The organism is Streptomyces sp. NBC_00989, assembly GCF_045162655.1.
GTDB lineage: Bacteria > Actinomycetota > Actinomycetes > Streptomycetales > Streptomycetaceae > Streptomyces.
Window position 1 is genome coordinate 2,351,057 of sequence record NZ_CP108728.1, and the last position, 26,777, is coordinate 2,377,833.

Genomic DNA, 26,777 nt, shown 5'->3' on the forward strand with positions numbered 1-26,777 from the left:
GCCGCTGTCCCACCGGGGATTTCGGTGACGTTTCGCCTCCGCTAAGCGGGCGAACCGGCGCTCGGCGCAACGGCATTGTCAGTGGCACCCGGCAAGCTGGAGTCGTGCCACCGCCGTGCGGGGGCGCATGACGCCGACCAGGGGAGAGCCGTCCTATGCAGACCGCAGTGATGACCGACCGCGAGCGCGCCGCCGTTCAGGCCTATCTACGGCTGCTGCACACGGTCCGAGCAGCCTTCGACGGCCCACCGGGCGCCCCGCGGCCGGTCCTGGTCCCGCCCTCGGTACTGGCCGAGGCGGACCAGGCGTTGACGGACGCCGGGCTCGCGGGCAACGAGGAGGCGTTCTTCAGGCTGCTGGAGAGCTGGTGCCCGGAGGGGTGACCGGAGGGGTGCGGGGAGTCGAGGGGTGCGGGACCGTGACCGCCGTGGCGACCAGTCCGCGCCCGACGGTCCAGCGGCCCTCGAAGACGTCGAGCCGTTCGCCGTCGACCACCGGGCCGGGCACGAGGAGGCGGGCGCGGAGGCCGCCGCGCGCCTCCTCGCCGGGGTCCGTGAAGACCTCGATGTCGGCCTCGGAGAAGTCGAGCCACTTGCCGGTGAGGGGGAACCACGCCTTGTAGACGGACTCCTTGGCGCTGAACAGGAGCCGGTCCCAGTGCACGCCGGGCCGCTCCGCGCCCAGGAGTGCCAGGCGTTCCTGTTCGGCGGGCAGGGAGACGGAGGCGAGGATGCCGTCCGGGAGCGGGGCGTGCGGTTCGGCGTCGATGCCGAGTGAGGCGAGGTCGCCGGCGCGGGCCAGCGCGGCGGCGCGGTAGCCGTCGCAGTGGGTCATGCTGCCGATGACTCCGGTGGGCCAGGCCGGCGCGCCGTGGGCGCCGGGCAGGATCGGCTGCGGGGGCACGCCGAGCTTCTCCATGGCGCGCCGGGCACAGGCCCGTACGGCGGCGAACTCGCGGCGGCGCTTGGGCACCGCGCGGGCCACGCGGGCCTCTTCCTCGGGGTACAGCGGGGCGTCCTGGAGCCCCTCGTCACCGTGTGTCTCCACGGTCACCACGGAGTCCGGAAGCAGTTCCTCGATCACCGGTTCCGACCTCCATCGGCAGGATGCGGCGCAGTCGGCCCGGGGGTTCCGGGCGCTTCTGCCACTCGCGTGGGTATCCCACGGACACCTCTTCGAAGCGGACCCCCTCGTGGTGGGTGGTCCGCGGGATGTGGAGATGGCCGTAGACCATGGTGTCCACGCGGAATCTGCGGTGCCAGTCGGCGGTGAGGGTGGTGCCGCACCACATGGCGAACTCGGGGTACCACAGGACCTCGGTGGGGTGCCGGTCCAGGGGGTAGTGGTTGATCAGGACCGTGGGCAGGGTGTCGGGGATCTCGGTGAGCCGGCGTTCGGTCTCGGCGACGCGGGCCCGGCACCAGGCCTCGCGGCTGGGGTAGGGGTCGGGGTGCAGCAGGAACTCGTCGTTGCAGACGACGCCGGTGCCGTGCGCGTACGTCAGTCCCTCGGCCTTGGTGGCGCAGCCGGCCGGCAGGAACGAGTAGTCGTAGAGCAGGAACAGCGGGGCCACGGCCACCGGGCCGCCGGGACCCTCCCAGAGGGGGTACGGGTCCTCGGGTGTGACGACGCCCAGCTGTCGGCACAGGGCGACGAGGTGCTCGTAGCGGGCGACGCCGCGCAGGGTGACGGAGTCCTTGGGGTGGGTCCACAGTTCGTGGTTGCCGGGGGCCCAGAGGACCTTGCGGAAGCGGCCGGCGAGGAGTTCGAGGACCCAGCGGATGTCGGCCACGGTCTCGGCGATGTCACCGGCCACGATCAGCCAGTCGTCGTCCGTGACGGGCCGCATCTCCTCGACCAGGGCGCGGTTCTCGGCGTACCCGATGTGCAGGTCGCTGATGGCCAGCAGCTGTCCGGCACCGCCGGCCGTCGACTCCACCCTCGCCCCCTCCGTACACACGAATGGGTCCACGAGATCACACGCCGCCGTTCCGCGACAAGACGGCCGGGGCATACGCGGCGGTCAGGGCGACGCCTCGACGGGAGTTCATGTGCCGGGTGGGCACCAGCGCGAAATCCGTAACATGGGCGTTGCACGCGGCACCCTTCGAAAGCCGTATGATCGCCCCAACACCACCGCTACGAACGCCCCTTCGCCGAGGGCGGTTTGGTGTACCTCCAACCACCCTGGCCGGGCACGGCCCCGCTCCGCCGTGCCCGTGAACCCGAAAGGACGGCCCTGCATGGTCTCTCGCGTACGCGTCTGGCTCAACCGCACGTACGCGGAGAACGTGTTCTTCATGGATCAGCTGCGGAGAAATCCCAGCGACCGGGCCGTCGAGATCCATGCCACGCACGGCGACGCGGACTCCCCCGTACTGGCCGCCGCCGACACCGCCGACCTGGAGCCCGAGGGCCTGTCCCCGGCCGCGTACGTCGAGTTCGCGCTCGACCAGTGCGCCCGCCGCGGCATCGACGTGTTCGTGCCCCGGCTGCACCAGTCGGAGATCGTGGCGCACCGCGCGGACTTCGCGGCGGTGGGCACGGCGCTGCTGGCGCCGACCCCCGAGGCCGTCGCCGTCTTCCACGACAAGGTGATCGCGTACGAGGCCGTCCAGGCGATCGGCGTGCCCGTACCGCCGTGGTGGCGGGTGCGCACGGCGCCCCAACTCGTCGCCGCCGTCGAGGAGTTGGAGGCGGCCGGGCACAAGGCGTGCTTCAAGCCGGCGTCCGGTGCGGGCGGGGTGGGCTTCCGCGTGATCACGCGCGCCCCCTTCTCGCTCATGCACCTCAACGGCTTCCCGAGCCCCTACGTCCCGCTCGACACGGTCGTCGAGGCGCTGGAGCGGGCCGACGAGCAGGTCGACTGGCTGGTCATGCCCCGCCTTGAGGAGCCGGAGGTGTCGGTGGACTGCCTGACCGGTCCCGACAACCTGGTCCGGCTCGCCGTGGGCCGCACGAAGAACGGCCGCCGTCGCGGTTTCACCCTGCACGAGCAGTGGCTGGAGCCGGCCCGCCGGATCGCGGAGGGCTTCGGGCTGCACTACCTGTCCAACATCCAGTTCCGCATGTTCGGCGACCGGCCGGTGCTGATGGACGTCAACACCCGCCCCGCGGGCGGCCTGCACCAGCTGTCGCTCTGCGGCGTCAACGCCCCTTGGGCGGCAGTGCAGTTGGCGCTCGGCGAGGACCCGGGCACGATGGAGCCGCCGTTCCTGGGCGCGGACTACGCGGTGGTGTCCGGCCCGCGTCAGCTGCGTGCGGTGTCGCTCCCGCACCAGCGCGCGGAGGAGTCGGAGCCCCTGCTCCCGGCGGCGGCGCCCGCACCCGCGCAGGACGAGGTGGAGACGGCGACGGAGACCTCCGAGTCGGGCAGCCGGGCAGCCGCTCGCGCCTGACCCCCGGTCCCACCACACAACTTCATACCGGTATGGACCAATCATGGCGGCACATCTTGACACCGCGATTGGTCCATACCAACTTGGTTGCGCACCCTCTTGCACTCCCGAACACCCCCATTACTTCAGGGAGATCGCGTGCGCGACACACTCAGACGTTCCAGACGTCGGCTCCTCGCCCTGCTCGGTACCGCCGCCCTGGCCATGGCCGGGGCGATCGCGCTGCCCGGTACGGCCGAGGCGGCCAACGTCCTGACCAACCCCGGCTTCGAGTCGGGCAGTCTCTCCCCCTGGTCCTGCACCGGAAACCTCGGCTCGGTGGTCTCCTCTCCGGTGCACGGCGGCTCCAAAGCCCTTGCGGGCGCGGTGAGTTCGAGCGACACCGCACAGTGCACCCAGACGGTAGCCGTGCAACCGAACACGGCCTACTCGCTCAGCGGCTGGGTGCGCGGCAGTTACGTCTACCTCGGTGTCAACGGCGGCTCCTCCACCTGGACTTCGTCCCCGTCGGCGTACAGCCAGCTGACGACGTCCTTCACCACCGGCGCCTCGCAGACCAGCGCCACCATCTACGTCCACGGCTGGTACGCGCAGGGCACCTACTACGCGGACGACATCAGCCTCGACGGCCCGGGCGGTGGCGGCGGTGGCGACACCCAGGCCCCGACCGCGCCGACGGGCCTGACCTCCACGGCCAAGACGTCCTCGACCGTGTCCCTGTCGTGGGGCGCCTCGACGGACAACGTGGGCGTCACGGCGTACGACGTCTACAGCGGTTCGAACCAGGTCCTCAGCGTCACCGGTACGAGCGGCACGGTCAGCGGACTCGCGGCCAGTACCGCCTACACGTTCACCGTGAAGGCACGCGACGCGGCCGGGAACAGTTCGGCGGCCTCCAACGCGGTGAGCGTCACGACGAGTGCCGGCACCGGCGGCGGCACCGGGTTCACCCAGGCCGCGCCGTACCTCTACGAGGGCTGGGGCGATCCGCCTAGCCCGAGCACGGTGATGAGCGCGACCGGCATCAAGTGGTTCACGATGGCCTTCGTGCTCGACTCCGGTGGCTGCACCCCGAGTTGGGACGGCAGCCGGCCCCTGACCGGCGGCGTCGACCAGACCGCCATCAACCAGATCCGCGCGGCGGGCGGTGACATCGTCCCGTCGTTCGGCGGCTGGTCGGGCAGCAAGCTCGGCGCCAACTGCTCCTCCGCGAGCGCGCTCGCCGGAGCCCTGCAGAAGGTGATCACCGCCTACGGCCTCAAGGCGATCGACATGGACATCGAGAACTCGGACGAGTTCGAGAACGAGGCCGTGCAGGCGAAGATCCTGACCGCGCTGAAGACCGTCAAGGCCAACAACCCCGGCCTGCGGACGATCGTCACCTTCGGCACCTCGACCACCGGCCCGACGTACTACGGCAACCGGCTGATCGAGCAGGCGCAGTCGCTCAACGCCGGCATCGACGTCTTCACCATCATGCCGTTCGACTTCGGCGGCGGCGCCGACATGTACGGCAACACGGTCGCCGCGGCCGAGGGCCTGAAGACCAAGCTGAAGTCCACGTTCGGGTGGGACGACGCGACGGCCTACTCGCACATCGGCATCTCGGGCATGAACGGTCTGTCGGACCAGTCGGAGACCACGACTCCCGCTATCTGGACCTCGATCCGTGACTGGTCGAACTCGCACCACATCGCGCGGCTCGCCTTCTGGTCGGTCAACCGTGACCGCGGGTGCGCCGGCGGCGGAGTGGTGAGCAACTGCTCCGGCATCAGCCAGAACACCTGGCAGTTCACGTCCATCACGGCCGGTTTCACCGGCTGACGACCCCCACCCCTGGCGGCCGGTCCCCCGTGTGGGCCGGCCGCCTCGGTGTGTGCCCCGTCGGCCGTCTCCGTCCGTCAGAAACGTCCCGAGCCCCGGTACAGCTCCAACTCCCCGTCCAGCTCGACGGCGAGGACCGTGGCCAGCGGGTCGAGATCGGCCGACGGCGGCGGATCGATCCACAACTGCCCTACGGCCTCGTGCAGTCCGCCGATGACCCGGTGGGCGAGTTCGGTGCCGGTGCCGAGCACGGTGACCCTGCGGACCGGCGTGACCAGCCCGCGGACACCGATCGCGGCGCGCGGGATGTCGTACAGGGTGAGATAGAGGGTGCGCCGGTCGGCGGAGAGGGTGCTCGGCCCGTAGTGGTGCCCGGCGGGGAGCCCGCGCACCGTGCCGTACACGGCGTCGGCGTGCTTGCGGATCCACTCCCCCAGGCCTTCGAGGCGCTCGGCCTGCGGCCGCGGGATCGTGCCGTCCTCCATCGGGCCCACGTCCAGGAGGAGGTTGCCGCCCCCGCCGATCGTCTCCGTGAAGTAACGCACCAGCTGGCTCAGCGACTTGTGGTTGTCGTCGTGGTGCTGGTAGCCCCATGAGTCGTTGATGGTGAGGCACAACTCCCAGGGCCCGTCCGGGGGTTCGACGGGGGCGCCCTGCTCCGGCGTCGCGTAGTCGCCCTCGCTGAGCATGCGCGCGTTAAAGACGACGTCCGGTGAGTACGAGCGGATCAGTGCGGCGAGTTCCTTGATGCGCCACTGCTCCTCGCTGCGGTCCCACTCGCCGTCGAACCACATCAGGTCGGGCCGGTAACGGGAGGCCAACTCCCTTATCTGGCCGTCCCGGTAGACGATGAACCGCTCCCAGGCCGCCAGGTCCTCGTCCTCGGCCGCGCACTCGGAGTAGCGGTTGTCCTCCTGCTCCGGCGGGCGGCCCGGCTTGCGGGTGGTGGCGTAGTCGGGGTGGTTCCAGTCGGAGTGCGAGTAGTAGAGGCCGACCTTGAGGCCCCGCTCGCGGAGGGCGTCGGCGTAGCCGGCGATGTAGTCCTTGCCGAGGCCGAGTTCGCCGAACTCGCTGTCCCACAGGGCCACTCCGTCGTGGTGGCGGCTGGTGAGGACGGCGTACCTGGCGCCGGCGCGGGCGAACAGGTCGGCCCAGGCACGCGGGTCGTACTTCGCGCCGGTGAAGCGGTCGAGCTGGGACATGTACCGGTCGTGCGGCACGATGTCGTCGTAGAACGACCAGGACTCCTGGACGCCGTCGACGGCGTAGATCCCCCAGTGGACGAAGATCCCCAACTTGGCGTCGGTGAACCACGGTTGCACGGTCACGGCTGAACTCCCGCCGGGAAACGGTTGGTTGGTGGATGCGGGCGGGCCCGGCGTACGACCGCCGGGCCCGCCCCAGGCTCTACTGGCCCGCTTCCGCCCGCTGCAGACGGAGCGTCAGGATCTGGAAGGGCCGCAGGGCGACGGCGACCGAGTCGCCGTCGACAGAGACCTCGTCCTCCAGCGGTCGCTCCAGCAGGTCGGTGATCTGCGCGCCGGCGAGGGAGAAGCCCGTGCGCAGTGCGCCCTGGGCGCGGCCGCCGCTCGACTCGTAGAGGCGGACCACGATGTCGCCGGACTCGTCGTCGGCGAGCTTGACCGCCTCGACGGTGATGCCGTCGCCGTCGACGGAGACGACCGGCTCCGGGGCGCCGCCCGCATCGGCCACCCGCAGCGGGAGGTTGAGGGCGTAGCCCTCGGCGACCGCGTCCTCGATGCTCGCGCCGGGCAGCAGCGAGTAGACGAAGCGGTGCTTGCCCTGGTCGGCGCCCGGGTCGGGGATGCGCGGGGCGCGCACCAGGCTCAGGCGGACCGTGGTCGTCGTGCCGCCGTCCTCGCGGACCGTGCGGGAGACGTCGTGGCCGTACGTCGAGTCGTTGATGACGGCGACGCCGTAGCCGGGCTCGGCGAGGTGCACCCAGCGGTGGCCGGAGACCTCGAAACGGGCCGCCTCCCAGCTGGTGTTGGTGTGCGTGGGCCGCTGGATGTGGCCGAACTGGATCTCGGCGGAGGAGTGCGCGGCCCGGATGTCCACGGGGAAGCCGGCCTTGAGGAACTTCTCGGCCTCGTGCCAGTCGATGTCGGTCTCGAAGTCGATGCGGGGGCTGCCCGCACGGACGGTGATCGTCTGCACGATCTTCGAGCCCTTGCCGAAGTTCCGCTCCACGCGGATCGCGCCGAGCAGCGGGTCCTGTTCGACGACGGTGATGGAGTCGGCGTCCAGGAGGTCGGTGAAGCGGTTCTTGTAGTGCTTGTCGACGTCCCAGGCGTCCCAGTAGTTCGGGAGGTCGGTGTGCAGGCGCAGCAAGTTGCCCTGGTCCGCGAGGACTTCACGGCCGCCGTGGCGCAGGTCGCGCACGGAGGCGAGGGTGCCGTCGTCGGCGAGTTCGACGCGGACGATGCCGTTGTCGAGGACGCGGTCGGTGACGGTCACGGCCTGCGGGACGTACTCGGCGGCCAGCGGGGCGCTGCCGTTCGCGGGGACCGTCGCGTACATCGGGACGCCGGTCGCCGTGCGGATGACCTCGGCGCGGTCGTAGGGGCTGGTGTTGAAGACGCGGGTACCGCCGCCGCCCAGCGCGGCCACGGCATCCGCCGTCAGCTCCTCCAACTCCGTTGCCACCCTGGCGTATTCGGCCTCGGCCTCGCGGTGCACCCAGGCGATCGAGGAGCCCGGCAGGATGTCGTGGAACTGGTGCAGCAGCACCGTCTTCCACAGCTTGTCGAGCTTCTCGTACGGGTACGCGTAGCCCGGTGCGTGCAGCGCGGCGGTGGTCGCCCACAACTCGGCCTCGCGGAGCTTGTGTTCGCTGCGCCGGTTGCCCTGCTTGGTGCGGGCCTGCGAGGTGTAGGTGGCGCGGTGGAGTTCGAGGTAGAGCTCGCCGACCCAGACAGGGGCGTCGGGGTACTCGGCGCGGGCCTTGGCGAAGAACTCGTCGGGGTGCTCGACGACGACCTTCGGCGAGCCCTCCAAGTCGGCGAGCCTGCGCGCCCGTTCCATGATCTCGCGGGTCGGGCCGCCACCGCCGTCGCCCCAGCCGAACGGGGCCAGGGAGCGGGTGGCGTTGCCCTTCTCCTGGTAGTTGCGGACCGCGCGGGACATCTCCTCGCCGCTGAAGCGGGCGTTGTAGGTGTCGACCGGCGGGAAGTGCGTGAAGATGCGGGTGCCGTCGATGCCCTCCCACCAGAAGGTGTGGTGGGGGAACTTGTTGGTCTGGTTCCAGGAGATCTTCTGGGTGAGGAACCACTCGTTGCCGGCGAGCTTGGCGAGCTGCGGGTAGGCCGCGTTGTAGCCGAAGGAGTCGGGCAGCCAGACGCCCTTGGTCTCGACGCCGAAGTGCTCGATGAAGAACCGCTTGCCGTGGACGAGTTGGCGGGCGATGGCCTCGCCGCCGGGCAGGTTGCCGTCGGACTCGACCCACATGCCGCCGACCGGCGCCCACTGGCCGCGCTTGACGGACTCCTGGATGCGGGCCCACACCTGCGGGTAGTTGTCGCGCACCCACTCGTACTGCTGGGCCTGCGAGCAGGCGAAGATGAAGTCCTCGTACTCGTCGGCCAGCGACGTCACGTTCGAGAAGGTGCGCGATGTCTTGCGCTTGGTCTCGCGGATCGGCCACAGCCACGCCGAGTCGATGTGCGCGTGCCCGACACCGGAGATGACGTGTGCGCTGGCGTTGGCCGGCTTGGACAGCACCGGCTTGAGCGCGGCCCGTACGTCGGCGGCCGTACCGGCGACGTCGTCCAGGTCGAGGAGGTCCAGGGCGCGGTCGAGGGCGTGCATGATCTCGTGCCGGCGCGGGTCGTGCTCGCCCAGTTCCAGCATCAGTTCGCGCAGCACCTGGACGTCGAGGTCGAGGTGGAAGACCTCCTCGTCGAGGACGGCGAGGTCGGCGCGGCGGAATGTGTACAGTGGACGGTCGCCTGCCGTCAGTACATCGCCGAGCGGTGTGGGCTCGGAGAAGTTGTTGGCGAGGATGTCGGGGTTGGAGGCCGCCTCGACCAGGTAGTCGATCACCTCGCCGCCCGTCGCCGGGTTGGCGATCGCCACGTACTGGTTGAGCGGGTTGACCGCCTTCAGCGGCGTCCCGTCCGCGAGGTGGACCAGTGCCTCGGCCTGGTTGCCGGGCCAGTCGCCGACGAAGCCGAGGTCGATGACGGCCTCGACGCGCTTCCCGGCCCACTCGGCGGGCACCTGCCCGCGCATCCGGAACCAGGTCGTGCCCCAGGGCGGACCCCACGGGGTGTCCATCGCGAACGGCGCGTACGGCGCCGCCGCGGCCTCCTCGAAGGGGACCGGCTCACCGGGGGCCTGCCAGGCCTCGACCGTGAAGGGCGCGGTGGCCGCGTAGATCGCCGGCTTGATGCGCTGGTTGTGGGCGCGCTCGACGCGCTCCTCGATCCGGCGGCGTTCGTCGTGCATGGGAAGTCTCCAGGGAACCAGGGAGCTGCTGAGAACTTGGGGAGCTGTCGACACCTCGGAGAGCTGCCGAGCACTCGGGGAAAGCGCTTACTGAACGGATGCCTACTTAAGGTACGCCAGGCCCGGGTGGACCTCGGTGTACCCCTCGACCAGTCGGCGCGCGACATTCACGGAGTCGACCAGCGGGTGCAGCGCGAAGGCCTTCACCGCCGTCGTACGGGAGCCGTTCCCGGCCGCCGCGAGGACCTCGCGTTCGACGCCCTTGACCGCGCAGACCAGGCCGGTGGCGTGGTCGGGCAGCGGGTCGACGGCGACCGGGTGCGCGCCGTTGGCGTCGACCAGGCACGGGACCTCGATGACGGCGTCCGCGTCGAGGACGGACAGCGCGCCCTGGTTGCGGACGTTGAGGATCAGGGTGGTGCGTTCGTCGCGGGCGATGGCCCGCATCAGGGCGAGGGCGACCTTCTCGTACCCGCCGGAGAGGTCGTCGGCGTCGCGTTCGCCGGCGCCGGCCGTCTCCCGGTTCTCCGCCATGTAGGTCGCCTCGCGCTCGGCGCGGGTGCGGTCCCAGGCGGTCAGCGCGGCCGTGTCGGGGCGCTTCATCTCGTCGTAGAACTGGGCCTGTTGGTCGCGCAGGAACGCGCCGCGGGTCTTCTCGACCTCGCTGTAGGCGCGGACCGTCTCGCGGTTGAAGTAGTAGTAGTGCAGGTACTCGTTCGGGATGGCGCCGAGCGACTGGAGCCAGTCGGTGCCGAAGAGCTTGCCCTCCTCGAAGGAGCCGAGCAGGTCGGGGTCGGCGAGCAGGCGCGGGAGTTCGTCGCGGCCGGCGACGCGCAGGCCGCGCACCCAGCCGAGGTGGTTGAGGCCGACGTAGTCGATGAACGCCTCGCGCGGGTTCGCGCCGAGCACCGTGGCGATACGGCGGCCGAGGCCGACCGGGGAGTCGCAGATACCGATGACGCGGTCGCCGAGGTGGCGGGACATGGCCTCGGTGACCAGGCCCGCCGGGTTGGTGAAGTTGATGACCCAGGCGTCGGGGGCGAGGCGGGCCACGCGCTGGGCGATGTCGACGGCGACCGGGACGGTTCGCAGACCATAGGCAATACCGCCGGCGCCGACCGTCTCCTGGCCGAGGACGCCCTGCGCGAGGGCCACCCGCTCGTCGTTCGCCCGTCCCTCCAGGCCGCCGACGCGGATCGCGGAGAAGATGAAGTCGGCGCCGCGCAGGGCCTCGTCGAGGTCCGTGGTGGCGGTGACGGTGGGGGCGTCGGGCACGGTGGCGGCCTGTTCGGCAAGTACACGGGCGACCGCATACAGTCGACTGTCGTCGAGATCGTGCAGCACCACCTCGGTGACCCGGCCCTCGCCGCGGTCCGTCAGGAGTGCCCCGTACACGAGCGGCACCCGGAACCCGCCGCCGCCCAGAATCGTCAGCTTCACGCTTTCACCTTTCCTGCCACGACGACCTCGACGCCCGCTTCCTCCAGGGAGGAACGGGTCACCGGGTCGACCGGGGCGTTCGTCACCACCGCGTCCAGGTCCTCGGGACCGCACACCTTCGCCATCCCCGTCCCCGGGAACTTCTGCGCGTCGGCGAGCAGGACGACCTTGTCGGCGGCCTTGATCATGGCCCGTTTCACCGGCACCTCGACGACCGTCGTGTCCATCACCTGGCCGCCGGGCCGCACTCCGCTGGTGCCGAGGAAGAGCCAGTCTGCGTGCAGCTGGCGCAGGTTGTCCTCGGTGAGGAAGCCCACCAGGGAGCGGTACTCGCGCCGGACCATGCCGCCGAGCAGCACCAGTTCGATGCCCTCGTCGTCGGCCAGCTCCTCGTAGACCACGAGGTTGCTGGTGATCACGGTGAGCCGGCGGCCGTGCAGCTGGCGGGCCAGCCGGTAGGCGGTGGTACCGATGTCGAGGAGGACCGACTGGCCGTCCGCCACCATCGCGGCGGCGCGCGCGGCTATCGCGTCCTTCTCGGCCACCCGCACCTCGGCGACCTCGGCGAAGGGCTGGTCGCCCTCGTCGGCCACGGCACCGCCGTGGACACGCGTGAGCAGTCCATCCTCCTCCAGTTTGAGCAGATCACGCCTGATGGTGGCGGGGCTCACACCCAGCTGCTCGGAGAGATCGGTCACGGCCGCGGGGCCCCCTGAGCGCAGGGCCCGCAGGATGAGTTGATGTCGTCGTTCTGCCAGCACGTCGCGAACACTACTCGTCATCTTCAATCATTTCTATGCTCAGTTCTGCTTGGGTATTGACCAATCTCGTCGAGCAGCGCACGATTCCGGTCACCGAAATGAAGAGTTTTGACGAACTCTCCAGACGACGTGCCGACGAGAGGATGCGCGCGTGGACGACCCCCGGCCCGATGTGCTGCTGACCGGGCTGCTCTTCTACGACCTCGTCCTCACGGGGCTGGGGCAGCCGCCGACGCCGGGCGAGGAGATCTGGACGGCCGGCATGGGCTGCGGCCCCGGCGGCATCGCGAACCTCGCGGTCGCCGCGTCCCGCTTCGGCCTGAAGACCTCCCTGGCCACGGTCTTCGGCGACGACTTCTACGGCGCGTACTGCCATGAGGTCCTCGCCGGCCAGGAGGGCGTCGACCTCTCCCTGTCCCGCACCGCGAACGGCTGGCACACCCCCGTCACCGTCTCGCTCGCCCACGGCGACGACCGGGCGCTGGTCACCCACGGCCAGGAACCGCCGTACTCGCAGGACGTGCTGATGGGCGACCCGCCCGAGGCGCGCACCGCGCTGGTGCACCTGGAGGCCGAGCCGCGCGGCTGGCTCGCCAAGGCCTCCGCGAACGGCACGCAGATCTACGCCGACGTCGGCTGGGACCCCACCGAGCAGTGGTCCCGCGACCTGCTCGACCAGCTCGCCCTGTGCCACGCCTTCCTCCCCAACGAGACCGAGGCGATGGCCTACACCCGCACCGACAGCGCGGTCGCGGCGCTCGGCACCCTCACCGAACTGGTGCCGGTCGCGGTGATCACGCGGGGCGGCGACGGGGCGATCGCCGTCGACCAGACGACGGGCGAGTACGCGGAGGTCCCGGCCCTGGCCGTGGACGTCCTGGACGCGACGGGCGCCGGTGACGTGTTCGGCGCGAGTTTCGTCGCGGCCTCGCTCGGCGGCTGGCCGCTGGAGGAACGGCTGCGGTTCGCGGTGCTCGCGGCCGGGCTGTCCGTCCAGCACCACGGCGGCGCGCTGGCGGCGCCCGGCTGGTACGGCGTCGACCGTTGGCTGCATACAGTCCGCGATCCCGAACTGCGGCGTGCATACGGCTTCCTCGTCGACAGGATCCCGGCGGACCCCGGCCCGCCCGTCATGTACGCACCCGTCACTCCCCCCGCACGGCAGTAGCCCCCCCCACCTCTCAAGTCCCTTACAAGTCCCCCCACTTGAGTCCCTCGTATGCACGACCCGAACAGATCGAACAGATCCGAAAGGCGGTGGGAGCTGTGCGGCTCTCACGAAGAGGCCTGCTCCGTGCGGGCCTGGCCGGTACGGCCGCCACGGCGCTCGGCGGCCTGACGTCCGGCTGCGCCGTACCGACCGGTTCCACCGGCCGGAACATGGTCCTGTGGTACTGGGACGGCGGCCTCGGCGACACGGTCGTCAAGAACGCCAAGGCGCGTTACGACAGTACGGTCGACCTCCAGGCGATCAAGATCGGCGGCTACTACCGGTCCAAGCTGATCACCACGATGGCGGGCCAGGCCCACATTCCCGACATCGCCGGCCTCAAGGGCGAGGACATGGCGTCCTATCTGCCCAACGCCGACCAGTTCGTGGACCTCAGGACACTCGGCGCGGACAAGTACAAGAGCCAGTACCTGACGTGGAAGTGGGAGCAGGGCATCGCCGACGACGGCACGATGGTCGGCTTCCCCATCGACTGCGGTCCGGTGGCGCACTTCTACCAGTACGCCGTGTTCCGCAAGGCCGGACTGCCGTACGAACCGGCCGATGTGTCAACGGAGTTGAACACCTGGGAGAAGTTCTTCGCGGCGGGCGAGCAGCTGAGGAAGCGGATCCCGGGGACGTCTCTGATCACCGACGTCAACAGCGTCTTCGAGAACGTGGTGAACCAGGGCTCCAAGCGGTACGTCGACAAGGACCGTCACTTCATCGGTGACGAGGAGCATGTCCGCCGGGCCTGGGCACTCGCCGTGGAGGCGAAGCAGCGCAAGATCGTCTCGGATCTGGTCAGTGGCACGCCGGACCAGCTCTCGGCCGTGCAGGACGGCAAGCTGCCCAGTCAGCTGGGTGCTTCCTGGGCGACCAGTGACATCAAGACCGGCGTACCGAAGACCAAGGGCCGATGGCGAGTTGCCCAGATGCCGGTGCGGCCCGCCAACAACGGCGGCTCGTTCCTGTCGGTCACCAAGGCGTGCCGCGAGCCCGAGCAGGCCTTCCGGATCATCACCTGGATGATGAACGCGGCCAACCAGGCCCAGGGTTTCGTCGACGCCGGCCTGTTCCCCTCGACCCCCGCCTCGTACGACCTGAAGACCGTGCGGGTGCCGGACCCGTTCTTCGGCGGCCAGGACACGATGGACATCTTCGGGCCCGCCGCGCAGAAGATCACGGTCGCCTACAACAGCCCGTTCGACATCGCGCTCGGGCAGCCCCTCAAGGACGAGATCAAGAACGTCGGTGTCCTCGGCAAGGACCCCAAGAAGGCCTGGAGTGACGCCATGAGCAAGTGCCGGCGCATCGCCGACCACCTGGGGGTGAGCTACTGATGGCCACCGCACTGGACAAGCCCCCTGCCGCCGTGGACAGTTCGTCCGCCTCCTCGCGGCCCAAGAACGGGTTCCGCAAGTACTGGCATCTGTATGCCGCGATCTCCCCGTTCTATCTGCTGTTCCTCTGCTTCGGGCTGATCCCCGTCGGCTTCTCGTTCTACCTCTCCCTCCACCGCTGGGACGGCCTCGGCTCCATGGAGTGGGCGGGTCTGTCGCAGTACAAGTACCTGCTGAGCGACACCGACTTCTGGAACTCGATCGGCAACACCCTCATCATCTGGGCGCTGGCGACGTTCCCCATGATCTTCCTCGCGATGATCACGGCCGTGATGCTCAACTCGGCGGTCCGCTTCAAGAACGTGTACCGCTTCGCCTACTTCCTCCCGAACGTCACCTCGGTGGTGGCGATCGCGATCGTCTTCGGCTCGGTGTTCTCCACCAACTTCGGCCTGGTGAACGCCCTGTTGCAGGCGGTGGGCATCGACCAGATCGCCTGGCTGAACACCCCGTGGGGCATCAAGATCGCGATCGCGACCCTGATGACCTGGCAGTGGACCGGCTACAACGCGATCATCTTCCTCGCCGGTCTGCAGACCATCCCGGGCGAGGTGTACGAGGCGGCCCGGATGGACGGCGCCGGCCCGGTCCAGACGTTCTTCCGGATCACGCTGCCGATGATGCGGCCGGTGCTCCTGTTCGTCCTCGTCATCTCGACGGTCACCGGTCTCCAGAGCTTCTCCGAACCACAGGTGCTGCTCCAGAACACCTCGAACGACTCGACGTTCGCGGGCGGTCCGGGCCACTCCGGCCAGACGATGGTCCTGTACTTCTTCCAACAGACCTTCGACAACAACGACTTCGGTTACGGCGCCGCCGTGGCCTGGGGCATCTTCCTCGTCGTCATCATCTTCTCCATCGTCAACTGGCGCCTGGTGCAGCGCCGGGGCGAAGACTAGGGAGTCGGTCACCATGGCATTCCTTCAAGGCACACGGCGACCGAAGGGCATCCGGGGCGACCGGAGCCGCGGCATCGCCCTCCATGTCTCCCTGATCCTGGGCGTGTTGCTCTCGGCCTTCCCGTTCTACTGGGCCGTGATCATGTCGACGCACACCTCGTCGGAGATCTTCTCCTACCCGCCGAAGCTGCTGCCGGGCACGCACTTCCTGGAGAACGTGCGCAGCCTCTTCGACAACATCGACTTCTTCGGCTCGATGTTCAACTCGGTGCTCGTGGCGGGGTCGGTGACCTTCCTGGTCCTGTTCTTCGACTCGCTGGCCGCGTTCGTCTTCGCCAAGTTCCAGTTCCCGGGCAAGAACGTGATGTTCGCGCTGCTGATGGTCATCTTCATGGTGCCGGCGCAGCTCGCGGCCATCCCGCAGTTCGTCATCATGGCGAAGCTCGGCTGGATCGGCTCGATGACCGCGCTGATCGTGCCGGCGGCGGCCAACGCGTTCGGCATCTTCTGGATGCGCCAGTACATGAAGAGCGCGATCCACGACGAACTCCTCGACGCCTCCCGCATCGACGGCGCGAGCTTCCTGCGCCAGTACTGGCACGTGGCCCTCCCGGTGGTCCGGCCGGGCCTCGCCTTCCTCGGCATCTTCACCTTCATGGGCCAGTGGAACGACTACGCCTGGCCCCTGATCGCCCTCACCAACCCGAACAACGTCACCCTCCAGGTGGCCCTGTCCCAGCTCAACGGCACCCACGGCACCACCGACTACGGAATGGTCATGACCGGCGCGCTCCTCGCCCTCGTCCCCCTGCTGATCGTGTTCGCGGTCGGCGCCAAGCAGATCATCGGCGACCTCGGCAAGGGAGCCATCCGCTGATGAGCGACCCGCTGCTCGCGCTCCGCCCCTGGGAGTCACCCGAGGTGACCTCCTGGGGGCGGTTGCCCATGTCCGCCGTCGACCGCCGCGCGGCTGCCCTCTCCCTCGACGGCGACTGGCGCTTCCAACTGCTGCCCGCGCCGGACGCGCCACTCGCGGAGACCTGGTCGTCCGCATACGTTCCGGGCGTATGGACCATGCAGGATACGGACGACCTTCCGCAGTACACGAACGTCCGTATGCCGTATGCGGAATTCCCCCCACTGTCGCCGGTCGACAATCCGACGGGTGTCTACGAGCGTGAGGTGGACGTCCCGGCCGACTGGGCCGGGCGACGGATCGTGCTCCAGGTCGGGGCCGCCGAGAGCGTGCTGCTCGTGCACGTGGACGGGCGGCCCGTCGGCATCTCCAAGGACTCCCACCTCGCCGCCGAGTTCGACCTCTCGGGCGTCGTACGCCCCGGCGGGCGGGCCACCGTACGGCTGACCGTGGTCAAGTGGTCGGATGCCTCGCACATCGAGGACCAGGACCAGTGGTGGCACGGCGGCATCACGCGGTCGGTGCTGCTCTACGCGACCGATCAGCTGTATCTCGCCGACGTGACCGTCCGGGCGTCCTACGACGGCGGGCTGCGGGTCGACTGCCAGGTGCGGGACGCGGGTGGCGCGCTGCCCGCCGGGTGGTGGGTCAGCGGTGAGCTCGACGGTCAACTCCTCACCCAGGACGAGGAGTTCGACCGGTTCAACGCCGAGGACGACCGGGTCTCCGACTTCCTCGGCGAGGCCCGCATGCGCGCCACCGTGCCCGAGGTCCGCACCTGGAACGCCGAGACCCCCGAGTTGTACGGCCTCACCGTCCGGCTGCACCGCGCCGACGGAACGGTCGCCGACTCGTCGTACCGGCGCATCGGCTTCCGTGACGTGGAGATCGTCGGGCGGGACCTTCTCGTCAACGGCGAGCGCGTGTACATCCGCGGCGTCAACCGGCACGACTTCCATCCACTGACCGGCCGCACGGTGTCGTACGACGACATGCGCGCGGACCTCGTGCTGCTCAAGCGGTTCGGGTTCAACGCGGTCCGCACCGCGCACTACCCGAACGACCCGGCGCTCTACGACCTCGCCGACGAGCTGGGCTTCTACGTCGTCGACGAGGCGGACATCGAGTCGCACGACCACGCGCACGAGATCGCGGACGACCCGCGCTATCTGAACGCGTTCGTGGACCGGACCTCACGGATGGTGCTGCGGGACAAGAACCACCCCTCGGTGATCATCTGGTCGCTCGGCAACGAGTCCGACTACGGCGCCAATCACGACGCGGCGGCCGGCTGGGTCCGCCGGCACGACCCGACCAGACCGGTCCAATACGAGGGCGCGGCCAAGCGCGGCTGGGCCGACCCGGACCTCGCCTCCGACATCGCGTGTCCGATGTACGCGCCGCTGGAGGACTGTGTCGCGCACGCGCTGTCCGGTGAGCAGACCAAGCCGTTGATCCAGTGCGAGTACTCCCACGCGATGGGCAACAGCAACGGAACCCTCGCGGACCACTGGGCCGCCATCGAGTCAACCCCGGGTCTTCAGGGCGGCTTCATCTGGGAGTTCTGGGACCACGGAATCCTGCAGCGTGTGAGCGACGGAAGACCCACCGGCCGCGCGGGCGCCGGACTCTATGACAACGGTGTCGCCGCGCCCGGTCAGCGCTGGGCGTACGGCGGTGACTTCGGCGAGACGATCCACGACGGCGCGTTCATCTCGGACGGCGTGGTGTTTCCCGACCGCACGCCCAAGCCGGTCATGTTCGAGCACCGGGAGATCGCGGCGCCGCTGCGCATCGAGTGCTTCCGGCACGAGGGCATCGTCCTCGGCAACCACCAGCACTTCCGGGGCCTCGACTGGCTTGCCGGTACATGGGAGTTGGCCCTCGCGGACGGTCGTACGCTGACCGCTCCTGCCGAGCTGCCCGCCCTGTGCCCGGGCGAGACGGCGGCCGTGCCCCTGCCGTTCGAGCTGCCGGAGGACGGCGGCGAGGCCTGGCTGACGCTGCGCGTGACGACGGCCGAGGACCAGGCGTGGGCGCCGCGCGGCACGGACGTGTGCGCACCCCAGGTGCGGCTGCGGGCGGCGACTCCCGTGGCACCGGCGGTGATTGGCGATGGCCGGGTCGAGGTCGACGGCGAGGGCCTGCTGCGCCACCCGCTGTTGACGGTCGCCCCGACGCTGTCGCTGTGGCGGGCGCCCACGGACAACGACGAGCTGAGCGGCATGGCGGCCCGCTGGCGGACCTGGGGGCTCGACTCCCTGGTCCGGAAGATCGTTTCGGTACGGTGTGACGGCGAGCGGGTGACGACGGTCGCCGAGTACGCCGGGGCCGACGGTGTGGTCCGGCACTGCCAGGTGTTCACACCGGTCGAGGGCGGGGTCCTGGTCGAGGAATCGGCCGAACTGCCCGAGGAGTTCGTCGACGTGGCCCGGGTCGGCACCGTGTTCGAGACGGTGCCGGGGCTGGATCTGCTGGAGTGGTTCGGCCAGGGTCCCTGGGAGTCGTACCCCGACCGCAGCACGGGCGCGCCCGTGGGCCACCACTCGGTCCCCGTCGACGAGTTGTTCACTCCGTATCTGCGGCCGCAGGAGAGCGGTGGCCGGCACGGGGTACGGCGGTTCACGCTGTCGGCACCGGACGCCACCGGTCTCGCCGTCGACCTCGACGAGCCCCGCCAGGTCTCGGTGACCCGCCATCGCGCCGAGGACCTGACCGCCGTACGGCATCACGACGAACTGGTGCCGCGCGCGTCCTGCGTGGTGCAACTCGACGCGGTGCACCGGGGGTTGGGCACGGCATCGTGCGGCCCCGACACGTTTCCGAAGTATCTCGTAGCACCGGGTGTCCATCGCTGGAGCTGGACCCTGCGCGTTCTCTGAACTCCCCAGATCTCAGCAGCTTTCACGAGCACTCACCCTGTACGGAGCACACGTGTGTACTTCGCATGAGCACGATCAGTGCGAGACGGCCCAGGCCGGCGCCGGACGGCGCAGTTTCCTCCGGGCGACGGCGCTGCTCGGTGCCGCCGCCACGGCCGGCGTCGCGCTGCCGACCTCCGCCGAGGCGGCCCCGACGACGGCCAGTTGGCGGCCCGACACCGACAGCCGGCGCTTCACTCTCGCGGTGATGCCGGACACCCAGTACCTCTTCGACGGGCCGAGCATCGACAAGGCGCCGATCGAGGCCTCGCTGCGCTATCTCCTGGAGCACGGCAAGGACGAGAACATCGTCTTCCTGTCCCACCTGGGCGACCTGACGCAGAACGGCGCGAAGCCCGAATTCGCCGCGATCGGGGAGGCGTTCAGGCTGCTGGACCGGCGGGGCGTCGGCTACAGCGTGCTGGCCGGCAACCACGACGTGAACTCCTCGACCGACGACCAGCGCGGCTCGTCGCCATACCTGGACACGTTCGGGCCGCGGCGCTTCAAGGGTGCACGCACCTTCGGCGGTGCCTCCGCCGACGGCTACAACACGTACCACCTCTTCGAGGCCGCGGGCCGCGAGTGGATGGTGCTGGCGCTGGACTGGCGGCTGTCGACGCAGGGTTACGCGTGGGCCAAGAGCGTGCTGGCCCGGCATCCGCACACGCCGGTGATCCTGACGACGCACGAGCTGGTCGTCGAGGACGACCAACTGTCGGCCTACGGACAGCAGTTGTGGGACCAGCTGATCGAGGACCACGACCAGGTCTTCCTCACGCTCAACGGGCACTACTGGCCCGCCGGCCGGGCGACGCGCAAGAACGCGGCGGGCAACGACGTCCACCTGCACCTGACGAACTATCAGAACCGTTACTTCGGCGGTGCGGCGATGATCCGCCTCTACCGCTTCGACCTGGACCGCGGGGTCATCGACGTCGAGACGGTCTCCCCGTGGATCCTGGGGCGGGCCGCGAAGGGCCTCAACGAGCTGGAGCGGCAGGAGATCGAACTCAGCGGCGACGCCGACCGGTTCTCCGTCGGCATCGACTTCGCGGACCGCTTCTCCGGCTTCGCCCCGGTCCCCGCCCGCCCGGCGCGTCCCGCCTCGAAGCTCCTCGTCCCCGGCACGGTGGCCTACTGGCGCTTCGACGGACACTCCGACGCCACGGCCGTGAGCGGCACGGTCCGCGACCAGTCCGGGCGCGGCAACGACCTCACCCTCGTCACGGTCGGCGGAGGCACCCTGAACTGGTCCTCGGACCACCACCCCGACCAACCCGGCCACGGCAGCCTGGAGTTCACGGGCTACAAGTCACCGCTCAAGGGCGCGTATCTGCGCACGGTCGACGACGCTCCGCTCAACTCGGCCACATTCAAGCGGGGTTACACCGTCGAGGCGTTCTACCGGCTGCCCGCCGACTGGGACCCCGACCACAACGCCTGGTCGGGACTGGTCAGTCGGACCGGCACAGGCGGCGCCGCGGGCAAGACCGCGGACGACCCGGACGAGCCCCTCGCCACCCTCTCGCTCTCCAACGACCGTGAACCGCAGTGGGCGGTACGCCCGTCGAACCAGGAGGGCATCGCCAGCAACTGGGGTCAGGAGACCCCGCTGGAGACCTGGTGGCACCTCGCCGTCGTCAACGACGGCAAGCACACCACGCTCTACGTCGAGGGCTGCCCGGTCGTGCGCAATCCGACGGCGACCGCCGTCGGCCTCACCTCGGTCGGTCTGCCCTGGCTGCTCGGCGGTTACGAGTACGCCGGGAAGATCGACCAGATCCTGCACGGCCGGCTCGGCGACGTCCGGATCGTCGAACGGGCGCTGCCCGTCACGTCGTTCATGAACCACTGACAGCCCTGAAAAGGACTCCCGAATCCTCATGACCGAGCAGCAGCTGCCCACCTGGGCCGATCCGTCCGTCTCCCCCACCACCCTCGACGCACAGGGTGTCTCCCGACGCCAACTCCTGCGCCGCGCAGGCCTGTTCGGCGCCGCCTTCACCCTCGGCGCGGGACCGCTCGCCACCTCCGCGTCGGCGGCGGGCCGGGGCTACGGCGGCAACGACCCGCGCCTCGCCTACCTCGTCGGCGACCACCACGTGCACTCCGTGTACAGCCACGACGCGAAGTACACGTTCTCCCAGCAGGCGCAGGCCGCCGCGAAGTACGGCCTCGACTGGATGGTGTTCAACGAGCACTCCAACTTCGGACACGCCTCCTACGGCGCGAAGTTGGAGCACGCCGAGATCCTCAAGGCGCGCGCCGAGAACCCCCGCCAGCTGATCTTCCAGGGCCTGGAGTGGTACATCCCGGCCGCCGAGCACTGCACGGTGTTCGCCGCGCCCGGCCGCCACGAGGTCGATCTGCTCACCCGGTTCGAACTCGCCTACGACGGCAAGCTGTTGGGCTACGACAAGGGCGGCGCCGCCGACGCGGACACCGCCCGCAACGAGGCCCACGCCGTGAAGGCCGTCAAGTGGCTGGCCGAGCAACGCCGTTCGGGCTACGTCGACGACGTCCTCGTCCTCGCCAACCACCCACTGCGTCTCGGCATCGACTCCCCGCACGAGATGCGGGGTTGGCGGGACGCGGCCCCCGAGATCATGATCGGCATGGAGGGCGCACCCGGCGCCCAGGGCGCGGCCCTCCCCGGCTGGCGCGGCGCCACGTCGATCCGGGGCGAGTACGAGAACAAGCCGTCGGCCCAGTCCTGGTCGGGCTATCCGACGGACGCGTATGTGACGTACGGCGGTTTCGACTGGGCGACGGCGACCGTCGGCGGGCTGTGGGACTCGATGCTGGCCGAGGGCCGGCTGTTCTCGATCACCACGAACTCCGACAACCACCGTACGGTCTACGACACTTGGGCCAACGGCGCCTGGCCCGACGGGCAGAACTTCGACAACACCGGCAAGCTGCCCGACCCGGTCGACACCGGCACCCCGCAGCCCGGCAGCGACTTCTGGCCCGGCGAGTTCAGCCGCACCCACGTGGGCGTGACCCGCTACGGCTACCGCGAGGTGATGGCGGGGATGCGCGCGGGCCGGGTCTGGGTCGACCACGGGCATCTGCTGGACGGGCTCGACGTACGCCTCAAGCGTGACTGCGACCACGGCCAGGGCGTCACGCTGGGCGGCCGGCTGCGGGTCCGCAAGGGCGACCGGCTCACGCTGAACATCACCGTGACGACCGCCTCGCGGCCCAACGCCCAGGGAATCCTGCCCGAGTTGGCGCACGTCGACGTGATCCGGGGTGCGGTGCGCGGTGCGGTGTCCGACCGGGACGCGTGGCGAGCCCCGGACACGAAGGTCGTCCGTACGGCCGACGTGAGCGGCCGCAAGGGGACGTACACCCTGCGCGTCCCGGTGACCGCCGGGGACGAGTCCTTCTACCTGCGGCTGCGCGGCAGCGACGGCAAGCGACACGGTGCGGGCTACCTCGGTGCGTCCGTCGACCCGCACGGACCGATCCCCCACGAGCCCGGAAACGGTGACCCGTGGGCCGACACATGGTTCTATTCCAACCCCATCTTCGTCGATCTGGCAGGTATCTGATGAAGCGTCAACTCGCTGTCCTCGCTGGCTTATTGGGCGCTCTCACGCTCGGCGTGAGCACCTCCTCGGCCGCCGCCTCCACCACCTGGACAGAGACCGGTACGGCCTACACCGACAGTCTCGGCGGCGGTGAGGGCGTCGCCAGTCGGGCGGACGGCTCACTGCTGTACCGCGGACTGGCCTCCATCCCGCTGGATCTGCGCATCCAGGGCTGGAACCACATCGGCGACCCGGACATCGCCAACGGCTACGTCTTCGACGCCTACCAGGGCGCCGACACGGGCACGTCCAAGATGTTCGCGGTCACCACGCCGTCCGGGACGCGCTACTCGTACGTCCACACGCTCGACCCGGGCGAGAAGATCAACAACTCGTTCGACGCGATCTCGCCCGACACGCAGTGGATGGTGTCGGGCGAGTGGGGCGACCAGTCCAGACTCCAGGTCTTCCCCACTCCCCTGCTCAACCCGTCGACTCCGGCGACGGGCGGGGCGCTGCCACAGGCCGGGCAGATCACCCTGGACAGGACGGTGAACGACATCCAGGGCTGCGACTTCGTGACGGACACCCGCCTGGTGTGCGTCTCGGACGACGCGTCGGGGACCAAGTTCCCCGAGATCCGCCCGCTCCTCCAGGTCGACCTGCCGCACAAGCTGGACGGCCAGCCGATCACCGGCACGGTCACCAGCCTGTTCGCACTGCCCCAACGCAGCATCTGCACGGGCACGTTCGAGGCCGAGGGCATCGACTACGACGTGAACAGCGGCACGTTGCGCGCCGAGGTCGTCCAGCCGGGCGTGTGCGTGGTGTCGACCAGCGTCTACTCGTACAAACAGCAGTAGACGAACGACGGGCGGCGGACGACGGTCGGCAGCTGACAGGCAGCAGTACCCGCCGGTCAGGCGTAGAACCGCGAGAGACTCTGAAGGACGGCGGCGGGCTTCGGCCAGCCGTCGATCTCTATCGTCCCGTCGACGGCGATCTGCACCCCGCCCGGCACGTCCTCGACCGAGGCGAGCTTCGCGACCAGCCGGATGCGCGAGCCGACCTTCACCGGCGCGGGGAAACGCACCTTGTTCAGGCCGTAGTTGACCTTCGTCGACACGCCCTCGACGTCCAGCAGTTCGGTGAAGAGCGGGATGAAGAGGGAGAGGGTCAGATAGCCGTGCGCGATGGGTGCGCCGAAGGGGCCTGCCGCCGCCTTCTCCGGGTCGACGTGGATCCACTGGTGGTCGCCGGTCGCGTCGGCGAAGGTGTTGACGCGTTCCTGGGTGATCTCGATCCACTCACTGGTACCGAGGTCGCTGCCCGCGAGCTTCTTGAGTTCGTCGAGGCCGTTGACGGTGATGCCCATATCGCTTTCCCTACTTAAAAGTTGGTGCCGAAACCTAAGAGTTGGTGCCGAAGCGCTTGCGCACCCGGGACTTGAGGAGCTTTCCGGAGGCGGTGCGCGGTAGTTCGTCCGCGACCACCATCGACTTGGGGATCTTGTACTTGGCGAGCCGACCGGCCAGTGACGCGAGCACCTCGTCGGGATCCGGCGTGGCGCCCTCGCGCGGCACGACGACCGCGCGCGGCACCTCGCCCCACTTGTCGTCCGCGACCCCGATGACCGCGCACTCGACGATGTCGGGGTGGGCGAGCAGCAGGTCCTCGATCTCGGCGGGATAGATGTTCTCTCCGCCGGAGATGATCATGTCCTTCATACGGTCGACGATGTACACGTACCCGTCCTCGTCGGTCCGTGCCGCGTCCCCGCTGCGGAACCAGCCGTCGGCGAAGACCGCGGCCGTCTCCTCGGGCAACCCCCAATAGCCGGGCATGACATGGGGCCCGCGGACCACGACCTCGCCGGTCTCGCCGACGTCGGCGGCGGTGAGGTCGGGCCGTACGACCCGTACGTCGCTGAAGAAGTGCGGCACACCCGCCGAACCCGCTTTGCTGACCGCGTGTTCGGCGTCCAGGAACAGGGTTCCGGGCGCGGCCTCCGTCATGCCGTAGCCCTGGAGGAAGGTCAGCCCGCGCTCCTGGTACGCGGCGATGAGCGGGGAGGGGACCGGGGAGCCGCCGCAGGTGAGGATGCGCAGTGAGGAGAGGTCGGCGTCGGCCCAGCGCGGGTGCCGGGCCAGTTGGTCGAACATCGTCGGCACCCCGAACATGAAGGTGATCCGGTGCTGTTCGATCAGGTCGAAGGTGGCCGCCGGGTCGAAGGCCTCGACCAGGACACAGGTGCCGCCCTTGAGCAGGACCGGCAGGGTGAGCATGTTGAGGCCGGCCGTGTGGAACAACGGGGCGGAGACCAGGGCGCGTTCGTCGGCGATCAGGTCGGTGTCGACGAGGACGTTGATCGCGTTCCAGGCCAGGTTGCCGTGGGTGAGCATGGCGCCCTTGGGGCGGCCGGTCGTGCCCGAGGTGTACATGATGATGCAGGTGTCGTCGGCCGTGACGGGCTCGTCGATCGGCTCCTCGGCGGCCGCGTCGAGCAACTCCTCGTATTCGGGGCCGACTTCGAGGTACGTACGTACGTCGGTGCTGCCCGGGAGTCCGGCGACGAGACCGGCGTGCGTCGGGCCGTAGACGAGGATCTTGGCGCCGGAGTCGGTGAGTTGGTGGGCGATCTCGGGGCCGGCGAGGCGGGTGTTGAGGGGGACGAAGACCGCGCCGAGGATGCCGGCCGCGAACAGGGTCTCCAGGTAGGAGGGGTGGTTGGGGCCGAGGTAGGCGATGCGATCGCCGCGGCGGATGCCTCGGGCGCGCAGGGCGTGGGCGAGGCGGGTGGTTCGTGTATGCAATGTGCCGTAGTCCATCGACGAACCGTTGCGGTGCGTCGGCGGACCACTGTGGTCTGCCGACCGTCCACCGTCGACCGTCGACGATCCACCCCGGCCCGGTGATGGTCCGTCGCCGACTGTCGACGGACTACCGGCGCCCGCCGACGATCCGTTGCCGACCGTAGGCGGAATACCGTGCCCCGTCGACGATCCGCTGCCGACCGTAGACAGTCCGCCGTAGACCAAAGCCGTGCGGTGCGGGGTCTTGCGGGCCCGGCGTGCGGGCCACGACCCCAGTCCCTCGTTGCGCATCCGGCGTCCTTTACGTCAGGCCGAGCAGGCGGGCGGCGTTCTCTTTGAGGATCTTCGGCTTGACCTCGTCCTTGATCGGCAGCTTCTCGAAGTCGGCGAGCCAGCGGTCCGGGGTGAGGACGGGGTAGTCGGAGCCGAAGAGGACCTTGTCCTTCAGCAGGGTGTTGGCGTACTGCACCAGTTGCGGCGGGAAGTACTTCGGCGACCACCCGGACAGGTCGATGTGCACGCCCGGCTTGTGCGTGGCGACGGCGAGGGCCTCGTCCTGCCAGGGGAAGGACGGATGCGCCAGGATGATCTTGAGGTGCGGGAAGTCGGCCGCCACGTCGTCCACGTGCAGGGGGTTGGAGTACTTCAGGCGGATCCCCCCTCCCCCCGGCACGCCCGCGCCGATGCCCGTCTGGCCGGTGTGGAAGAGGGCGATGGTGCCCGTCTCCTCGATGACCTCGTAGAGGTCGTAGGCGACGGACCGGTCGTTGGGGAAGAAGCCCTGGATGTTGGGGTGGAACTTGAAGCCCTTCACCCCGTACTCCTCGACCAGCCGTCGTGCCTGCTTCACGCCCGCGCGGCCCCGGAACGGGTCGATGGACGCGAAGGGGATGAGCACGTCGGCGTTGGCGGCGGCGGCCTCGGCGACCTCCTCGTTCGGGACGGGCTCGGTGCCCGTCGCGGACTCGGCGTCGACCGTGAAGATCACGGCGGCCATCTTCCGCTCGCGGTAGTACGCGGCGGTCTCCTCCAGGGTCGGCTTCCGCTTGCCCTCGACCTTGAAGTAGGCGGAGGAGGCGTCGTGCAGGTCGTCGTCCAGGGAGGAGTGGCCCTTGGAGGACACCTCCGCGTGGGTGTGGACGTCGATCGCGACGAGTTCACCGAGGTCCATGACGTGTTCGCCGAC

The 26,777-nt window shown here is 69.5% G+C and carries 19 protein-coding genes and 1 pseudogene; 11 read left to right on the forward strand and 9 right to left on the reverse strand.

The window, feature by feature from the left end:
* Positions 1 to 155 precede the first annotated feature (155 nt).
* Positions 156 to 383, forward strand: coding sequence for a hypothetical protein (locus OG714_RS10225; RefSeq protein ID WP_033281635.1), 228 nt, complete (start codon positions 156 to 158; stop codon positions 381 to 383).
* Here OG714_RS10225 and OG714_RS10230 read toward each other — a convergent pair.
* Positions 349 to 1,083, reverse strand: coding sequence for a 4'-phosphopantetheinyl transferase (locus tag OG714_RS10230; RefSeq protein ID WP_406120014.1), 735 nt, complete (start codon positions 1,081 to 1,083; stop codon positions 349 to 351). The two genes, OG714_RS10225 and OG714_RS10230, sit on opposite strands and share 35 nt — an antisense overlap.
* Positions 1,031 to 1,939, reverse strand: coding sequence for a metallophosphoesterase family protein (locus OG714_RS10235; protein WP_406120015.1), 909 nt, complete (start codon positions 1,937 to 1,939; stop codon positions 1,031 to 1,033). Before OG714_RS10235 ends, OG714_RS10230 begins: the two co-directional genes overlap by 53 nt.
* A 304-nt stretch (positions 1,940 to 2,243) precedes the next feature.
* On the opposite strand from OG714_RS10235, the gene OG714_RS10240 reads away from it, so the two are divergent.
* Together OG714_RS10240 and OG714_RS10245 are read left to right on the forward strand one after the other, a co-directional pair.
* Complete coding sequence (locus OG714_RS10240) at positions 2,244 to 3,398, forward strand: ATP-grasp domain-containing protein (RefSeq protein WP_406120016.1); 1,155 nt, start codon at positions 2,244 to 2,246, stop codon at positions 3,396 to 3,398.
* A 138-nt stretch (positions 3,399 to 3,536) separates the two neighbouring features.
* On the forward strand, positions 3,537 to 5,222 hold the full coding sequence (locus OG714_RS10245; protein WP_406120017.1) for a carbohydrate binding domain-containing protein: 1,686 nt from the start codon (positions 3,537 to 3,539) through the stop codon (positions 5,220 to 5,222).
* A gap of 77 nt (positions 5,223 to 5,299) precedes the next feature.
* On the opposite strand, the gene OG714_RS10250 is transcribed toward OG714_RS10245, so the two are convergent.
* The 4 genes from OG714_RS10250 to OG714_RS10265 all read right to left on the reverse strand — a co-directional run bounded on the left by OG714_RS10250 (position 5,300) and on the right by OG714_RS10265 (position 11,890).
* On the reverse strand, positions 5,300 to 6,550 hold the full coding sequence (locus OG714_RS10250) for an alpha-L-fucosidase (RefSeq protein ID WP_406120018.1): 1,251 nt from the start codon (positions 6,548 to 6,550) through the stop codon (positions 5,300 to 5,302).
* Positions 6,551 to 6,629: 79 nt separating this feature from the next.
* Positions 6,630 to 9,689, reverse strand: a complete 3,060-nt coding sequence (locus OG714_RS10255) for an alpha-mannosidase (RefSeq protein ID WP_406120019.1) — start codon at positions 9,687 to 9,689, stop codon at positions 6,630 to 6,632.
* A 102-nt stretch (positions 9,690 to 9,791) separates the two neighbouring features.
* On the reverse strand, positions 9,792 to 11,129 hold the full coding sequence (locus OG714_RS10260) for a 6-phospho-beta-glucosidase (RefSeq protein WP_406120020.1): 1,338 nt from the start codon (positions 11,127 to 11,129) through the stop codon (positions 9,792 to 9,794).
* Complete coding sequence (locus OG714_RS10265; RefSeq protein ID WP_019058991.1) at positions 11,126 to 11,890, reverse strand: DeoR/GlpR family DNA-binding transcription regulator; 765 nt, start codon at positions 11,888 to 11,890, stop codon at positions 11,126 to 11,128. The genes OG714_RS10260 and OG714_RS10265 overlap by 4 nt, the downstream gene beginning before the upstream one ends.
* A 151-nt stretch (positions 11,891 to 12,041) precedes the next feature.
* On the opposite strand from OG714_RS10265, the gene OG714_RS10270 reads away from it, so the two are divergent.
* The 8 genes from OG714_RS10270 (at position 12,042) to OG714_RS10305 (ending at position 23,641) form a co-directional block, all read left to right on the forward strand.
* The gene (locus tag OG714_RS10270) at positions 12,042 to 13,058 is read left to right on the forward strand and encodes a carbohydrate kinase family protein (RefSeq protein ID WP_406120021.1); all 1,017 of its coding nucleotides are present in this window, start codon (positions 12,042 to 12,044) and stop codon (positions 13,056 to 13,058) included.
* 98 nt (positions 13,059 to 13,156) lie between these two features.
* The gene (locus tag OG714_RS10275) at positions 13,157 to 14,443 is read left to right on the forward strand and encodes an ABC transporter substrate-binding protein (RefSeq protein WP_406120022.1); all 1,287 of its coding nucleotides are present in this window, start codon (positions 13,157 to 13,159) and stop codon (positions 14,441 to 14,443) included.
* Complete coding sequence (locus OG714_RS10280) at positions 14,443 to 15,402, forward strand: carbohydrate ABC transporter permease (protein ID WP_406120023.1); 960 nt, start codon at positions 14,443 to 14,445, stop codon at positions 15,400 to 15,402. Before OG714_RS10275 ends, OG714_RS10280 begins: the two co-directional genes overlap by 1 nt.
* A gap of 13 nt (positions 15,403 to 15,415) precedes the next feature.
* On the forward strand, positions 15,416 to 16,279 hold the full coding sequence (locus tag OG714_RS10285) for a carbohydrate ABC transporter permease (RefSeq protein WP_406120024.1): 864 nt from the start codon (positions 15,416 to 15,418) through the stop codon (positions 16,277 to 16,279).
* Positions 16,279 to 19,200 carry a glycoside hydrolase family 2 TIM barrel-domain containing protein gene (locus OG714_RS10290; RefSeq protein WP_406120025.1) on the forward strand — a complete coding sequence of 974 codons (2,922 nt, stop codon included), beginning with the start codon at positions 16,279 to 16,281 and terminating at the stop codon, positions 19,198 to 19,200. The genes OG714_RS10285 and OG714_RS10290 overlap by 1 nt, the downstream gene beginning before the upstream one ends.
* 52 nt (positions 19,201 to 19,252) lie before the next feature.
* Entirely contained in the window at positions 19,253 to 21,097 is a 1,845-nt protein-coding gene (locus tag OG714_RS10295; protein WP_406120026.1) for a LamG-like jellyroll fold domain-containing protein, read from the forward strand.
* 28 nt (positions 21,098 to 21,125) lie between these two features.
* On the forward strand, positions 21,126 to 22,799 hold the full coding sequence (locus OG714_RS10300; RefSeq protein WP_406120027.1) for a PHP domain-containing protein: 1,674 nt from the start codon (positions 21,126 to 21,128) through the stop codon (positions 22,797 to 22,799).
* A complete protein-coding gene (locus OG714_RS10305; RefSeq protein ID WP_406120028.1) occupies positions 22,799 to 23,641 on the forward strand; it encodes a hypothetical protein in 843 nt (280 codons plus the stop codon). The genes OG714_RS10300 and OG714_RS10305 overlap by 1 nt, the downstream gene beginning before the upstream one ends.
* A 56-nt stretch (positions 23,642 to 23,697) precedes the next feature.
* On the opposite strand, the gene OG714_RS10310 is transcribed toward OG714_RS10305, so the two are convergent.
* The 3 genes and pseudogenes from OG714_RS10310 to OG714_RS10320 form a co-directional block, all read right to left on the reverse strand.
* On the reverse strand, positions 23,698 to 24,153 hold the full coding sequence (locus OG714_RS10310) for a MaoC family dehydratase (protein WP_406120029.1): 456 nt from the start codon (positions 24,151 to 24,153) through the stop codon (positions 23,698 to 23,700).
* A gap of 34 nt (positions 24,154 to 24,187) precedes the next feature.
* Positions 24,188 to 25,609, reverse strand: a pseudogene (locus tag OG714_RS10315) (acyl-CoA synthetase); the annotation flags it as partial.
* 283 nt (positions 25,610 to 25,892) lie between these two features.
* Positions 25,893 to 26,762, reverse strand: a complete 870-nt coding sequence (locus OG714_RS10320) for an amidohydrolase family protein (protein WP_406131779.1) — start codon at positions 26,760 to 26,762, stop codon at positions 25,893 to 25,895.
* Positions 26,763 to 26,777 lie beyond the last annotated feature (15 nt).